Raw genomic sequence first — 14,485 nt, 5'->3', positions numbered from 1 at the left:
TCCTCGATGGGTCGGTGGCTGGGGCCGGTGCGGTTTGGAAAAGTCCTACACTAGTGGCGGCGCTTTCAAATGACCACAGCGTTTTTGATTAATTCGGCGACGAACGGTTTAGCCGCCGGCGGCCTTGCGCCGGTGCTGGCCGCGCCCGTATTGTCTGACACCAAGGCGCACAGCCTGTTGTTGTGCTTGAGTCTTTCTGGTATAAAGCAGCGCTCTTTTCTAGGGGCTCGGTCTGCCGCGCAAGCGCGTCTGGTTGAATAAGACCCCTGAAATACGGCGCCTGGCGCCAAGACTGAGAGATTAAGCGGCCAACCCATGCCGGGTTGGGCATGTGGTTTTAGAGGGCTGAGGTATGTCGAGAGTCTGTCAAGTTACCGGTAAGGGTCCGGTAACCGGGAATAACATTTCCCACGCAAACAACAAAACCCGTCGTCGTTTCCTGCCGAACCTGCAGCATCACCGTTTCTGGGTTGAGTCCGAGAAGCGTTTCGTGCGTCTGCGCGTTTCCGCCAAAGGCATGCGTATCATCGACAAGCGCGGCATCGACGCCGTTCTGGTTGATGTCCGTCGCGCTGGCAACAAGGTTTAAGGAGAGCATTATGCGTGAATTGATCCGTCTGGTATCGAGCGCTGGCACTGGCCATTTCTATACCACCGACAAGAACAAGCGTACTACCCCGGACAAAATCGAGATCAAGAAATACGATCCGGTTGTTCGCAAGCACGTTGCGTACAAGGAAGCCAAGATCAAGTAATTGATCGGCAACCTGAAAAAAACCCGCATCCGTAAGGACGCGGGTTTTTTTATGCCTGTGAAAAGCGGCTCAGGCTCAGGAAATGACCAGCTCGGCAATCAGGCCGCTGCCATCCACCTTGATCAGTACGCGATCAGTGCGCAGGTCTTTGGTGGTCATGTCGTTGGGGCCAGCCGCTTGCTGCAGACCGGTCAACTCCAGAAGGTACGGTTTGACGCTTTCGACATAACGCGAGCCGATGATGTGGCGGGCAGGGCTGAGGATATCTGTGCTCATGGTGTTCTCCATTAGAAGGGCGCCCTGGATTGGGCACGGTCATCATCGGGTTCTTCGAAGTCCCAAGTGCGTTAGATAACTAGCCCAGAGCCTTATTTCGGCTCGAACATCACATAGATCTTGCGGCACGCCTCCAGCACCTCCCAGGTGCCCTTGAAGCCCGCGGGAATGACGAAGCGGTCGCCCGCGCGCAGGGTCTTGGCATCGCCCGCCTCATCGCGCAGCACCGAGACGCCTTGAACGATTTCGCAGTATTCATGCTCGGTGTAATTGACGGTCCACTGGCCCACCGCGCCTTCCCAGACCCCTGCCGCAAACTGGCCACACGGACTGGCGTAATGGTTGTAGACCAACTGATCAGGCTCGCCTGCGAGAATCTTTTCCGCCGCCGGGCGATAGCGCTCGGCTTCGGTCACGGCCTGGGCGAAGTCTATGATGCTGGCGATGCTCATGATTGATCCCCTTTGAGTGTTTAATAAAATGAACATATGGAGGCTTATAAGGCTTCCATGTCAAATATATTGATAGTTTGATCGGCCTGGTTTAGGGTGCTACGGCCCGTATGCGCTTGTCGCCGGGCCCCTATTCAGACAACGCCCACAAGCCCTCAGTGCGGCGTTGCACCCCTTACAAGAGGAGTTTGGTATGACGACCCTGACGCGTGCAGAGTGGGAACAACGTGCACAGCAATTGAAGATCGAAGGCCGCGCCTTCATCAATGGCCAGTACAGCGCTGCCCGCTCCGGGGAAACCTTCGACTGCCTCAGCCCAGTCGACGGCCGCTTCCTCGCCAAGGTTGCCAGCTGCGACCTGGAGGATGCCAACCGTGCCGTGGAAAACGCCCGTGCCACCTTCGAGTCGGGCGTCTGGTCGGCTCTGGCCCCGGCCAAGCGCAAGGCCGTGCTGTTCCGCTTCGCCGACCTGATGCGCGCCAACCTCGAAGAGCTGGCGCTGCTCGAAACCCTCGATATGGGCAAGCCGATTGGTGATTCCTCCGGCATCGACATTCCCGGTTCGGCCAATGCCATCCGCTGGACCGCCGAGGCCATCGACAAGGTCTACGACGAAGTTGCCCCGACCCCCAGCGACCAACTGGGCCTGGTGACCCGCGAGCCGGTCGGCGTAGTCGCCGCCATCGTACCGTGGAACTTCCCGTTGATGATGGCCTGCTGGAAGCTCGGCCCGGCCCTGGCCACCGGTAACTCGGTCGTGCTCAAACCCTCGGAAAAATCCCCGCTGACCGCTATCCGCATCGCGCAGCTGGCCGTCGAAGCCGGTATCCCGGCCGGCGTGCTCAACGTGCTGCCAGGCTACGGCCATACCGTGGGCAAGGCGCTGGCCCTGCACATGGACGTCGACACCCTGGTGTTCACCGGCTCCAGCCGCATCGCCAAGCAGCTGATGATCTATGCGGGCGAGTCGAACATGAAGCGTGTCTGGCTGGAAGCCGGCGGCAAGAGCCCGAACATCGTCTTCGCCGACGCCCCTGATCTGGACGCTGCCGCCCAGGCCGCTGCCAGTGCCATCGCCTTCAACCAGGGTGAAGTCTGCACCGCAGGTTCGCGCCTGCTGGTGGAGCGTTCGATCCGTGATCAATTCCTGCCCAAAGTGCTTGAAGCGCTCAAGGCCTGGAAGCCGGGCAACCCACTGGACCCTGCTACCACCGTGGGCGCGCTGGTCGATACCCAGCAGATGAACACCGTGCTGTCGTACATCGAAGCCGGCCATCAAGACGGTGCCAAGCTGCTCACCGGCGGCAAGCGCATTCTCGAGGAAACCGGCGGCACCTACGTCGAGCCGACCCTCTTCGATGGCGTCACCAATGCCATGAAGATCGCCCAGGAAGAGATCTTCGGCCCCGTGCTGTCGGTGATCACTTTCGACACCGCCGAAGAAGCCATCGCCATTGCCAACGACACGCCCTACGGGTTGGCCGCCGGCATCTGGACGGCAGACATCTCCAAGGCACACAAGACCGCCCGCGCTGTGCGCGCTGGTAGCGTGTGGGTGAATCAGTACGATGGGGGCGACATGACCGCGCCGTTTGGTGGCTTCAAGCAATCGGGCAACGGCCGCGACAAGTCGCTGCATGCGCTGGAAAAGTACACCGAGTTGAAAGCGACCTGGATCAAGCTGTAACAGCACTGCGCCAGGCGCGGTACGCAACGCCTCGGCACCTGGGCATGCTGCGTTGACAACAGGCTGACGCGGCAGCCCGGGCCAGGCATCTGCGGCGGGCCGCTGGGTTGCTCCGGTAGGCTGCGCTTCCCGTGCTGGGCGCGCCTGCCGGCTTTCGTTTCGCCCGGTCGTCGTCGCCAGTCGTTTCATACAGGCCCTGGCCCGCCAGGCAGCGCCAGCAGCCGGGCCGATCTCGTCGGCCCGGCGGTGTCGTTTCTGCGCTTCGAATCTCTCACGCCAAGGAACCCTCATGCGTTGGGCAACCTATTTCGCCGTGCTTTCGGCGGTATTGAGCGTTGGGCTGGCACTGGGTGTCAGCATGCCGCTGGTCTCGCTGCGCCTGGAGCAGCAGGGTTATGGCGGCTTTGCCATTGGCGTGATGGCGGCGATGCCGGCCTTGGGTGTGCTGCTGGGCGCAAGCTTCGCCAGCCGTCTGGCTGGCTGGTTGGGCGTGCCGGCGGCGATGCGCGTGTGCCTGTGGGGCGGGGCGCTGTCGATCGGGCTGGTGGCATTGTTGCCCAGCTACCCGCTATGGCTGGCCTTGCGTCTGCTGATCGGCATGTCGCTGACCGTGGTGTTCATCCTTGGCGAGAGCTGGATCAACCAGTTGGTCGTCGAACACTGGCGTGGCCGCCTGGTGGCGTTGTACGGCAGCAGCTATGCCTTGAGTCAGTTGGCCGGGCCTTTGCTGCTAGGTGTGCTGGGGTCGGACAATGATTTCGGCTTCTGGGCCGCGACGGGTCTGTTGTTGCTGTCGCCCTTGGTGCTAGTGGGCCGGGGTGGGGCGCCGAGTACCGAAGCGTGCAACGTGACCCTGCGTGACCTGGGCGGCTTCTGTCAGCGCTTGCCGGTCATCGCGTGGGCCATCGCATTGTTTGCCGCCTTCGAGGCGATGATTCTTACCTTGCTGCCGGTGTACTGCCTGCAGCAGGGCTTCAGCGCGGAGCTTGCGCTGTTCATGGTCAGTACTGTGGTGCTGGGCGATGCGGTGTTGCAGCTGCCGATCGGCGCGTTGGCCGATCGCGTGTCCCGGCGTACGCTGTTCACCACCTGCGCGGCCACGCTGCTGGGCACCAGCCTGGCCATCCCACTGCTGCTGCACACGCCGGCGATCTGGCCGCTGTGGGTGCTGTTCGGGGCCAGCGCAGGCGGGCTGTTCACCTTGTCACTGGTGCTGATCGGTGAGCGCTACCGGGATGATGCGCTGGTGCGCGCCAACGCCCACGTGGCCCAGCTCTGGGGCATCGGTTGCCTGCTGGGGCCATTGCTGGCCGGGGCCGGCAGCCAGTGGGTCAGTGGGCACGCTTTGCTGTGGATCATGGCGGCGGGCGCGGCGGGGCTGGTGTGGTTGACCCAGCGCCCTGGGGCCTTCGAGCCCGCCAACGGGTGACTCGTTCAGGGCATTGGCCGGCCCCACTGTCCGGGCTGTGAGCGTAACAGGGCGAGCACAGGCCTACAGCATCCGCTCCAGCCCGACCGCCTTGGCCACCCAGGCGTTGAAACGGCGCCACAGGTCGCCGGGCTCGGTGGTGAGGGTGTGCAGCTTGCCGTTGTCTTCGGTAATCCATACAAGCTTGCCGCCTTGCAGTTCAGGCTTGTAGCTCACCGCAGGGGCCATACCCTGCAGCGCCAGCTCACGGGTGTATGCGGCCAGCTTGGGGCTGTCCACCAGTACGCCGACCTCGGTGTTCCACAGCACCGAACGCGGGTCGAAGTTGAACGAGCCGATGAAGGTTTTTTGCCGGTCGAAGACCATGGCTTTGCTGTGCAGGCTCGAATCCGAGCTGCCACTGAAATTCAGGCCACGGGTCGAGCTGGGATCGCCCGGCTGGCGGCGCAGCTCGAACAGTTGCACGCCGTGTTCGAGCAGCGCGCGGCGATAGGGCGTATAGCCGCCATGTACCGCCGGTACGTCAGTGGCCTCCAGCGAATTGGTCAGCAGCTTGACGGTCACGCCTTCGTCGGCACGACCGGTGAGGTAGAGCAGGCCGGTTTCGCCCGGCACGAAATACGCGGAAACCAGGATCAGCTCGCGTTGCACGTGCTCCAGGTCGGGCCGCAATTGCCGGGTCATCAGCAGTTGTGGGTCCGGCTCGCCCTTGGCCAGCACCTTGCTCGGCGCATCCCACAGCGCCTGGCTGTGCGCCCAGATCAGCTCGCGGCGCCAGAGGTTCAGGCGCGGCTGGGTCTGCCAGGCCATCAATCGGTCATACAGCGCGGTGCGCTCCAGACGCGCCTTGGCCAGCGAGGCATCGAGCTGCTGGCGGCTGTGCTTGAGGTCGTTGACGTTGGGCTGATGCCAGAGGAAATCGTTGATCGGGCGGCTCAATGCACTGTTCCAGTACTGATCGAAACTGTGGCTGAGCTGCTCGGCCACAGGGCCCATGCCGAGCATGTCGATGTCGGTGAAATTGAGGTTGGGCTCGGCGTCGAAATATTCGTCGCCCAGGTTGCGTCCGCCGACGATGGCCAGGCTGTTGTCGACCAGAAACAGCTTGTTGTGCATGCGCCGGTGCTGCAGGGAGAGGTTGAACAGACGCCCCGCCATGCGCGTCACGCCGGTGCCGCGGCCCAGGTGCAGGGGATTGAACAGACGAATCTCGATGTTCGGGTGCGCGGCGAGGGTGCCAATCAGCGTGTCGAGGCCATCACTGGTGGTGTCATCGAGCAGCACCCGCACGCGCACGCCGCGATCGGCTGCACTGAGCAGCTCATGCACCAGCGCGCGGGTGCTGAGGCCGTCGTGAACGATGTAGTACTGCAGGTCGATGCTCTTCTGCGCGTTGCGTAACAGCTCGGCGCGGGCATGGAAGGCTTCGGTGCTGTTAGGCAGCAGGCGGAACCCTGAGCGGCCGTCATGGGCGGCGGCCTGTTGCAGCACCGAGCGGCCAAGGGCCGACGCTTGCGCCGGCAGGGCCTGGCTGGTCTGGCGCGGCGGGCCGACGCTGGTGCAGCCGGCAAGGCCGAGCAACAGCGCCAGCACCAGAGGCAGTGCTCGCTGGAATCTCAAGGTCGAAACGTCCTGTGGGGAAAGAACCTGCAGGTATGGACCCTGCGACGCAGGCAACGTTACCCGGGGCTGTCATCCTCCGCCAGCAGGCGCTGTACGGTTTCACCCACGCGGCGCACTGCCGCCTCGATCTCGACCGACGGACGGCTCGCGTAGTTGATGCGCAGACAGTGGCGGTACTTGCCCGCGGCAGAAAAAATACTGCCCACGGCAATCTGCACGCCTTGATCGAGCAGCCTGCGGTTGAGCCGCAGCGTGTCGAAATGCTCGGGCAGTTCCACCCACAGCATGAAGCCGCCTTGCGGCCGGCTCACGCGCGTGCCCGCCGGGAAGTAGCGCGCCACCCAATCGCTCATGACATCCCGACCGCGTTGGTACTGGCTGCGCAACCGGCGCAGGTGCGGCTGGTAATGGCCGCCGGCGATGAAGTCGGCGATCGCCAGTTGCGGTTGGGCCGCTGTGGTACCGGTGCTGATGTACTTCATGTGCAGCACCCGCTCCAGGTAACGCCCCGGCGCCACCCAACCGATGCGCAGCCCAGGCGCCAGGGTTTTCGAGAACGAGCTGCAGAGCAGCACGCGGCCATCGTCGTCGAAGGATTTGATCGTGCGTGGACGCGGGTAGGTGTAGGCCAGGTCGCCATACACATCGTCTTCGAGGATGGCCACGTCGAAGCGCTGGGCCAGAGTGAGCAAGGCCTTCTTGCGTGTTTCAGGCATGACGTAGCCCAGCGGATTGTTGCAACTGGGGGTGACCTGAATGAGCTTGATCGGCCATTGCTCCAAGGCCAGCTCCAGCGCTTCGAGGCTGATGCCGGTGATCGGGTCGGTGGGGATTTCCAGCGCCTTCATCCCCAAGCCTTTGAGGGTCTGCATGGCGCCGTGGAAGCTGGGCGATTCCACCGCCACGATGTCGCCCGGCTCGCACACCGCACGAATGCTGCACGACAACGCCTCATGGCAGCCGGTGGTCACCACCACATCGCCAGGCTCCAGGTGGCAGCCCGAATCAAGGGTGAGCCGGGCGATCTGCTCGCGCAGGCCCAGGTTGCCGTGAATGGTGTCGTAATGCAGGCCCGGCATGTCCAGGCGCCGGCTGAGCTGCGCCAGGCTGCGCAGCAGCGGTCTCAGTGTGGTGGTGTCGACGTCGGGCATGCCGCGGCCCAGTTGTATGACGTCGTCGCGTGGGCTGCTGCGCATCAGCTCCAGCACCTGTTCCCACTGCGAGATGTCCACCGGGCGCTGCGCCGGCCGGCTGACCACGGGCAGCGCGGGTTGATGCCGAGCCTCGTTGACGAAATACCCCGATTTGGGCCGGGGTGACACCAGGCCGTTGTCTTCGAGCAAGCGATAGGCCTGCTGTACGGTGCTCAAGCTGACGCCATGCTCCACACTCAGTGCGCGAACCGATGGCAGGCGCTGGCCAGGCCGGTACAGGCCCTGTTCGATGCGAGCGCTGAGCAGGTCAGCGAGGGTGGCGTACAGCGTCATGCAACATTCCTTGGCATGGATCGATGAGCGACCGGTACAGATGCACGAAAAATACTACATTCACCGCCAGAATCACGCTTTCTGTATGGATTTAATGCGTCCACGTTGAATCTGTATCCCGCCAGGCCTCGTGCCGCATGCTGTTCCCAGGTTCAGGACCGTCAGGGAGCAGCACAGATGACAAGTTTCAGCGATATTCGGCAACCACAGGGCGCCCGCACGGCGAGCACGGAACAACGCGATGCCGATGTCATGGGGCGCTGCCAGCGCATGCTGCACCGCTGGCGGACCCGGCGCGCTCTGCTAACGCTGACGCCAGCCGAGCTGCGCGATGTGGGTCTGAGCGAAAGCCAGGCCCAGGCAGAGGCGAGCAAGCCGTTCTGGAAAGGCTGACTGCACCACACTGTGGTTCAGCCACGCCAAGTTGCAATCGGCCGGGGGCCGCAGAGCGGCCCAGTGGCTGGAGTGAACAACTTTGGGGCTACACCAGCTCTTTCAGGCGATGCCAGAGCATGCCCAGCGCCAGCAAAGGAGAGCGCAGGTGTTTGCCGCCGGGGAAGGTCAGGTGCGGTACCTGATTGAACAGATCGAAGCGCCCGCTGGCCTGGCCGCTGATGGCTTCACCGAGCAAGCGCCCGGCCAGGTGTGTGGCGTTCAGGCCGTGGCCCGAATAGGCCTGGGCGTAGTAGACGTTGGGCTGGTGGCGCAGGCGACCGATCTGCGGCAGGCGATTGGCACCGATGCCGATCATGCCGCCCCATTGGTAATCGATGCGCACATCGGCCAGTTGCGGGAACACATTGAGCATCTTCGGGCGCATGTAGGCCGCGATGTCCTGCGGGTCGCGCCCGGAGTAGTGGCAGGCACCGCCGAACAGCAAACGGTGGTCGGCAGAGCGCCGGTAGTAGTCCACGGTCACGCGTTGGTCGCATACCGCCATGTTCTGTGGCAGTAACTGGCGAGCGCGCTCGGCGCCCAACGGCTCGGTGGCGATGATGTAACTGCCGGCCGGCAGCACCTTGCCGCCCAGCTCGGGGTTCAGGCCATTGAGGTAGGCGTTGCAGCACAACACCAGGGTGTTGGCGCGGACCTGGCCCTGGGCGGTGTGCACGGTGACCTGCGGGCCATGGTCGATGTGGGTGACGGTGGACTGCTCATGCAGGCGGACGCCCAGTTTCGCGGCCACGGCGGCCTCGCCGATGGCCAGGTTCAGCGGGTGCAGATGACCCGAGCCCATGTCGATCAGGCCGCCGGCATACCGATCGCTGCCCACCACCTGATGGATGTCGGCCTTGGGTACCAGGCGCATGTCATGGGCATAGCCCAGGCCGCGCAGCTCCTCGGCGTCTTCGGCCAGGCCCGCCACTTCGCCGGGTTTGTTGGCCAGGTCGCAGTAACCCCAGGTCAGGTCGCAGGCGATGGCATGGCGCTCGACGCGCTGACGCACGATCTCCACCGCTTCCAGGCCCATCAACTTCAAGCTGCGCACGCCCTCATCGCCAAGCGTCTTGCGGAATTGATCCAGCCCATGCCCTACGCCGCGGATCAACTGTCCGCCATTGCGCCCGCTGGCGCCCCAGCCGATGCGCTGGCCCTCCAGTACGATCACCGACAGGCCGCGCTCGGCCAGTTCGATGGCGGTGTTCAGGCCCGAGAAACCGCCGCCGACAATGCACACATCGGCGCTGTGTACCCCGGCAAGGGCAGGGTAGTCGGGCTGGGCCACGCTGCTGGCGGCGTAGTAGGAGGCGGCATGGGGCATGGGCGGGTCCTTGACGAAAAGGCGAGGGGCGAGGATAAGCGCTGTTTTTGAACGTCGGCAACCTGGGCGCCGGTCATTGGGTGGCCTCGACGGTTGGCGTACACTGCCGGCCACCTTTGCCCGTTAGTTGTTTACGCATGTCTGACAACCGCCACAAAATCCACTTCCTGCGCGAGCTGATTCCCACGTTTGAATGCGAACCCGGCTGCCATGACTGCTGTGGGCCGGTGACCACATCGAGCGAGGAAATGGCCTGCCTGCCGCGCAAGACCGAGGCTGAGCAGGCGGCTGCCATCGAGCGCCTGGACTGCGTGCACCTGGGCCCCAAGGGCTGCACGGTGTATGCGCAGCGGCCGATGATCTGCCGCCTGTTCGGCACCACCCCGCGCATGGCCTGCCCTCGGGGCCGGGGGCCTGCGGTGATGATCGAGCCTGAAGCCGAACAGCTGGTGCACCGGTTTATTGCAACCACGCGCCAGGTGCTGGTCTGAGGCTCAGTCCGGGATCGGCAGGCACAGGCTCTCTTTGACTTCTTCCATGACGATGTAGCTTTTGGACTCGCGCACGTGCGGCAGCTTGAGCAGGATGTCGCCGAGCAGTTTGCGGTACGAGGCCATCTCGGAAATACGTGCCTTGACCAGGTAATCGAAGTCGCCGGATACCAGATGGCACTCCAGCACATGGGGCAGTTTCAGCACGGCGCGTCGAAATTCTTCAAACGTGTCGCCAGACTTGTAGTCCAGGCCGATCTCGACGAACACCAGCAGGCTGCCCTTGAGGTGCTGCGGGTTGAGCCGAGCGTTGTAGCCCATGATGATCCCTTCGCGCTCCAGCCGGCGCACACGCTCGGTGCAGGGCGTGGTGGAGAGGCCGACCTTTTCCCCCAGCTCGGTGAACGAGATGCGCCCGTCGCTCTGCAGGATGCGCAGAATGTTACGGTCGATCTTGTCCAGTTCCCGCTTGGTTTGATGCTGGGTTCTCATAGGGGATGCCCCTCCGTAAAAGGCCAATGAGCCGAGAATTGTCGCCAAATATAGGCTTTTATATAGTGGAATGCACTGGTTAGTAATTTTTATACTGCCGCCATTCGAACCACCTCAGTAAATGCCCGCGGTAGACCGCGCGAAGGGAGCGACAATGCGAGTTCTGGTATTGGGTGGCGGTGTCATCGGCACCGTCAGCGCTTACTACCTGGCCCGACAAGGTTTTCAAGTGACCGTGATCGAGCGCCAGCCCGCCGTGGCCATGGAGACCAGCTTTGCCAACGCCGGTCAGATCTCGCCGGGCTATGCCTCCCCCTGGGCGGCCCCGGGCGTGCCGCTCAAGGCCATCAAATGGCTGCTCGAACGGCATGCGCCGCTCGCCATCAAACTGACCGGTGACCTCGACCAGTACCTGTGGATGGCGCAGATGCTGCGCAACTGCACGGCCAACCGTTATGCCATCAACAAAGAGCGCATGGTGCGTTTGTCCGAGTACAGCCGTGACTGCCTCGACGAATTGCGCGCCGAAACCGGCATCGCCTACGAGAGCCGCACCCTCGGCACCACCCAGGTGTTCCGCACCCAGGCCCAGGTCGACAACGCGGCCAAGGACATCGCCGTGCTGGAGCAGTCCGGCGTGCCCTACGAGCTGCTCGACCGCGAGGGCATTGCCAAGGTCGAACCGGCCCTGGCCGGCGTCAAAGACCTCCTCGCCGGCGCCTTGCGCCTGCCCAACGACCAGACCGGCGATTGCCAGCTGTTCACCACCCGTCTTGCCGAAATGGCCAAGGCGCTGGGCGTCGAGTTCCGCTTCGGCCAGAACATTCAGCAACTGCAAGCCAGCGGCGACCGTATCGACGGCGTGCTGATCGACGACAAGCTGGAAACCGCGGACCGCTACGTACTGGCGCTGGGCAGCTACTCCCCGCAACTGCTCAAGCCGCTGGGCATCAAGGCGCCGGTCTACCCGCTCAAAGGCTACTCGTTGACCGTACCGATCACCGATGCCGCCATGGCGCCGACCTCGACCATTCTCGATGAAACCTACAAAGTCGCCATCACCCGCTTCGACAACCGCATTCGCGTAGGCGGCATGGCGGAAATCGCCGGATTCGACCTGAGCCTCAACCCGCGCCGGCGAGAAACGCTGGAGATGATCGTCAACGATCTCTATCCTCGCGGCGGCGATCTGAGCCAGGCCGAGTTCTGGACCGGGCTGCGCCCAACCACCCCCGATGGCACCCCCATCGTCGGTGCAACCCGGCTGCGCAACCTGTTCCTCAATACCGGCCACGGCACCTTGGGTTGGACCATGGCCTGCGGCTCCGGGCGTTTGCTGGCTGACCTGATCGCCCGCAAGACGCCACAGATCAGCGCAGCGGGGCTGGACATTTCGCGCTATGGCCAAGGCCCGGGCGCCGTTCGCCAAGGCCACGGCGCGCCAGCCCACTCGTAATGCCCTGAACCGGGACGGCGCGCCGTCCCCAGACGCCCAGGCCGCGCTTGGGCGTGCGTTTTTCCACCCGACCTGCCAAAAGGCTGCAGACATGCGTCCCGCCCGTGCCCTTATCGACCTCCAGGCCCTGCGCCATAACTACCGCCTCGCTCGCGAGCTGTCCGGTGCGAAAGCGCTGGCGGTGATCAAGGCCGATGCCTACGGCCATGGCGCCGTGCGCTGTGCGTTGGCCTTGGAAGCCGACGCCGACGGGTTTGCCGTGGCGTGCATCGAGGAGGCGCTGGAACTGCGTGCGGCGGGGATCAAAGCCCCGGTGCTGCTGCTCGAAGGGTTTTTCGAGGCCAGCGAACTGGCGCTGATCGCCGAGCACGACCTGTGGTGCGTGGTCCATTCGCTGTGGCAGTTGCAGGCCATCGAACAGACGCCGGTGCACACGCCTCTGAAGGTGTGGCTCAAGCTCGACACCGGCATGCACCGCGCCGGTCTGTCGCCGGCAGAGTATGCCGACGGTTATCAGCGCCTGCTGGCCAGCGGCAAGGTGGCGCGGATCGTATTGATGAGCCACTTTGCCCGCGCCGATGAGCTGGGGGTCGCCACCACTGGCCAGCAACTGGCCGTGTTCCAGGCTGCTCGCCAGGGGCTGGCGGCGGAGTGCAGCTTGAGCAACTCGCCGGCGGTGCTGGGCTGGCCCCATGTGAAGAGCGATTGGGCACGCCCAGGGATCATGCTCTATGGCGCCACACCTTTCGAGGTGCCGCAGGCCGAGGCGGCACGGCTACAGCCGGTGATGACCCTGCAATCGCGGTTGATCAGCGTGCGTGAGCTGGGCGTTGGCGAGCCAGTCGGTTACGGCGGCCACTACACCACCCCGCACGCCTCGCGGGTGGGAGTGGTGGCCATGGGGTATGCCGATGGTTACCCGCGCCAGGCGCCCACGGGGACTCCGGTGATCGTGAACGGGCAGCGCACGCAGATCATCGGACGGGTGTCGATGGACATGCTGTGCGTGGACCTCACCCAGGTTCCCGATGCGGTGGTGGGTAGCCCGGTCGAGCTGTGGGGCAAGCACGTGTTGGCCAGCGATGTCGCGATCCAGGCGGGTACGATTCCCTATCAGATCTTCTGCAACCTGAAACGCGTACCGCGCGAATACGTCGGTGAGTAGGGCCACCAGCAGGGCGGCCTGAGTGTTGTAAATTCTGAACGCGATTGCCATCATATCGTTCACATTTGCCGCTACTCGACCGTTTCCAGGAGGCTCAGCTTTGGACGTTGGCGAACGACTGCAAGCCATACGCAAGCTCAAAGGCCTCTCCCAGCGGGAACTGGCCAAACGCGCCGGGGTGACCAACAGCACCATCTCGATGATCGAGAAAAACAGCGTCAGCCCGTCGATCAGTTCCTTGCGCAAGGTGCTCAGCGGTATCCCCATGTCCATGGTCGAGTTCTTTTCGGTCGAACTCGAGCCTGAGAGCACCGCACAGATCGTCTACAAAGCCGACGAGCTGATCGACATCTCCGACGGCGCCGTGACCATGAAACTGGTGGGCAAATCCCATCCCAACCGTGCTATCGCCTTTCTCAATGAGGTGTATCCGCCGGGCGCCGACACGGGCGTGGAAATGCTCACCCACGATGGCGAAGAGACCGGCATTCTCCTCGAGGGGCGGCTGGAGCTGGTGGTCGGCCACGAAACGTTCATCCTCGAAGCCGGTGACAGCTACTACTTCGAAAGCACCCGCCCGCACCGTTTTCGCAACCCCTTCGCTGAGCCTGCGCGGCTGATCAGCGCCGCGACCCCTTCGAACTTTTGATCTGGCGCAGCCTATTGGCTCGGCAATACCCCTTTCCCCTGTAAGGTCGTTTCGAGGGGCAGGGCTTGTCGTTATACTTCCGGCGCCCGCGTAAACCGTGGCCGTGGGCAAGATTAGCCACCATGAGGGTGTACGCGTGAACCAGATCAAGAAGAGGCTGGCCCTACCAGCCATCATGTTCGCCCTGTGGGCGCTCAACACCCAGGCAGCGACCAACGATGACCTCGCCACGCGCCTGGCGCCGGTGGGGCAAGTGTGCGTCCAGGGCCAGGCATGCAAGGGCATGGACGTGGCCGTCGCCGCCGGGGCGGGCGCAGGCGGTGCGAAGAACATCGACGACGTCATCGGTAAGCATTGCAACGCATGCCACGGCATCGGCCTGCTGGGCGCGCCGAAGATCGGCGATACCGCCGCCTGGAAAGCGCGCGCCGACCACCAGGGCGGGCTCGACGGCATCCTGGCCAAGGCCATCACCGGTATCAATGCCATGCCGCCCAAGGGCACCTGCTCCGATTGCTCGGATGATGAGCTGAAGCAGGCGATCCAGAAGATGTCGGGGTTGTAATCGGCGCACGACCATCGATTCGTGGTTGAGCGAGGTGCGTGGCGGCACCCGCAGTGGGTGCTTGATACAGCGCGTTGTCTGCACTGGGGCGGCGTTGCCGCCCATCGCGACCGAAGCCGGCGCCTACAGAAACGGCGTTGTCCGGCAGCAACGATTCCGCTCCGCCCTCTGAACACCCGTTGGAGCGGCCGGTCCG

The 14,485-nt window shown here is 63.7% G+C and carries 16 protein-coding genes; 10 read left to right on the top strand and 6 right to left on the bottom strand.

Features of this window, described 5'->3' with window-relative positions; translation table 11 throughout:
* The first annotated feature begins 352 nt into the window (after window positions 1-352).
* Together rpmB and rpmG are read left to right on the top strand one after the other, a co-directional pair.
* On the top strand, window positions 353-589 hold the full coding sequence (gene rpmB, locus SJI00_RS09745; protein ID WP_322461522.1) for a 50S ribosomal protein L28: 237 nt from the start codon (window positions 353-355) through the stop codon (window positions 587-589).
* Between the two features lie 10 nt (window positions 590-599).
* Window positions 600-755, top strand: a complete 156-nt coding sequence (gene rpmG / locus SJI00_RS09740; protein WP_013793373.1) for a 50S ribosomal protein L33 — start codon at window positions 600-602, stop codon at window positions 753-755.
* Window positions 756-830: 75 nt separating this feature from the next.
* On the opposite strand, the gene SJI00_RS09735 is transcribed toward rpmG, so the two are convergent.
* Window positions 831-1,031, bottom strand: a complete 201-nt coding sequence (locus tag SJI00_RS09735; protein ID WP_322461521.1) for a hypothetical protein — start codon at window positions 1,029-1,031, stop codon at window positions 831-833.
* Window positions 1,032-1,123: 92 nt separating this feature from the next.
* The gene (locus SJI00_RS09730; RefSeq protein ID WP_322461520.1) at window positions 1,124-1,483 is read right to left on the bottom strand and encodes a cupin domain-containing protein; all 360 of its coding nucleotides are present in this window, start codon (window positions 1,481-1,483) and stop codon (window positions 1,124-1,126) included.
* A 193-nt stretch (window positions 1,484-1,676) separates the two neighbouring features.
* On the opposite strand from SJI00_RS09730, the gene SJI00_RS09725 reads away from it, so the two are divergent.
* Together SJI00_RS09725 and SJI00_RS09720 are read left to right on the top strand one after the other, a co-directional pair.
* Window positions 1,677-3,170, top strand: coding sequence for an aldehyde dehydrogenase (locus SJI00_RS09725; RefSeq protein ID WP_322461519.1), 1,494 nt, complete (start codon window positions 1,677-1,679; stop codon window positions 3,168-3,170).
* 289 nt (window positions 3,171-3,459) lie between these two features.
* Window positions 3,460-4,599, top strand: coding sequence for an MFS transporter (locus SJI00_RS09720; RefSeq protein WP_322461518.1), 1,140 nt, complete (start codon window positions 3,460-3,462; stop codon window positions 4,597-4,599).
* Window positions 4,600-4,662: 63 nt separating this feature from the next.
* On the opposite strand, the gene SJI00_RS09715 is transcribed toward SJI00_RS09720, so the two are convergent.
* Together SJI00_RS09715 and SJI00_RS09710 are read right to left on the bottom strand one after the other, a co-directional pair.
* Window positions 4,663-6,219, bottom strand: coding sequence for a phospholipase D family protein (locus SJI00_RS09715; RefSeq protein ID WP_322461517.1), 1,557 nt, complete (start codon window positions 6,217-6,219; stop codon window positions 4,663-4,665).
* A 59-nt stretch (window positions 6,220-6,278) separates the two neighbouring features.
* Window positions 6,279-7,709 carry an aminotransferase-like domain-containing protein gene (locus SJI00_RS09710; protein ID WP_322461516.1) on the bottom strand — a complete coding sequence of 477 codons (1,431 nt, stop codon included), beginning with the start codon at window positions 7,707-7,709 and terminating at the stop codon, window positions 6,279-6,281.
* Window positions 7,710-7,886: 177 nt separating this feature from the next.
* Between SJI00_RS09710 and SJI00_RS09705 the strand changes: the two genes are divergently transcribed.
* On the top strand, window positions 7,887-8,102 hold the full coding sequence (locus SJI00_RS09705) for a DUF1127 domain-containing protein (protein WP_322461515.1): 216 nt from the start codon (window positions 7,887-7,889) through the stop codon (window positions 8,100-8,102).
* Between the two features lie 88 nt (window positions 8,103-8,190).
* On the opposite strand, the gene SJI00_RS09700 is transcribed toward SJI00_RS09705, so the two are convergent.
* Window positions 8,191-9,471, bottom strand: coding sequence for an NAD(P)/FAD-dependent oxidoreductase (locus SJI00_RS09700; RefSeq protein WP_322461514.1), 1,281 nt, complete (start codon window positions 9,469-9,471; stop codon window positions 8,191-8,193).
* Between the two features lie 137 nt (window positions 9,472-9,608).
* On the opposite strand from SJI00_RS09700, the gene SJI00_RS09695 reads away from it, so the two are divergent.
* Window positions 9,609-9,962, top strand: a complete 354-nt coding sequence (locus tag SJI00_RS09695; RefSeq protein ID WP_322461513.1) for a YkgJ family cysteine cluster protein — start codon at window positions 9,609-9,611, stop codon at window positions 9,960-9,962.
* A 3-nt stretch (window positions 9,963-9,965) separates the two neighbouring features.
* On the opposite strand, the gene SJI00_RS09690 is transcribed toward SJI00_RS09695, so the two are convergent.
* Window positions 9,966-10,454, bottom strand: a complete 489-nt coding sequence (locus SJI00_RS09690) for an Lrp/AsnC ligand binding domain-containing protein (RefSeq protein WP_312934439.1) — start codon at window positions 10,452-10,454, stop codon at window positions 9,966-9,968.
* Between the two features lie 154 nt (window positions 10,455-10,608).
* Here SJI00_RS09690 and dadA point away from each other — a divergent pair, with 154 nt between their 5' ends.
* The 4 genes from dadA (at window position 10,609) to SJI00_RS09670 (ending at window position 14,289) form a co-directional block, all read left to right on the top strand.
* Complete coding sequence (gene dadA / locus SJI00_RS09685) at window positions 10,609-11,910, top strand: D-amino acid dehydrogenase (RefSeq protein ID WP_322461512.1); 1,302 nt, start codon at window positions 10,609-10,611, stop codon at window positions 11,908-11,910.
* A gap of 91 nt (window positions 11,911-12,001) precedes the next feature.
* Complete coding sequence (alr, locus tag SJI00_RS09680) at window positions 12,002-13,075, top strand: alanine racemase (RefSeq protein ID WP_322461511.1); 1,074 nt, start codon at window positions 12,002-12,004, stop codon at window positions 13,073-13,075.
* 100 nt (window positions 13,076-13,175) lie between these two features.
* Complete coding sequence (locus SJI00_RS09675) at window positions 13,176-13,724, top strand: cupin domain-containing protein (RefSeq protein ID WP_322461510.1); 549 nt, start codon at window positions 13,176-13,178, stop codon at window positions 13,722-13,724.
* 136 nt (window positions 13,725-13,860) lie between these two features.
* The gene (locus tag SJI00_RS09670; protein ID WP_322461509.1) at window positions 13,861-14,289 is read left to right on the top strand and encodes a c-type cytochrome; all 429 of its coding nucleotides are present in this window, start codon (window positions 13,861-13,863) and stop codon (window positions 14,287-14,289) included.
* Window positions 14,290-14,485: the final 196 nt, after the last annotated feature.

Source organism: Pseudomonas gebzensis (assembly GCF_034427815.1).
Taxonomy (GTDB): Bacteria; Pseudomonadota; Gammaproteobacteria; order Pseudomonadales; family Pseudomonadaceae; genus Aquipseudomonas.
The sequence above is the reverse complement of the archived record's forward strand: the minus strand, read 5'-3'. Positions and strand labels throughout refer to the sequence as shown.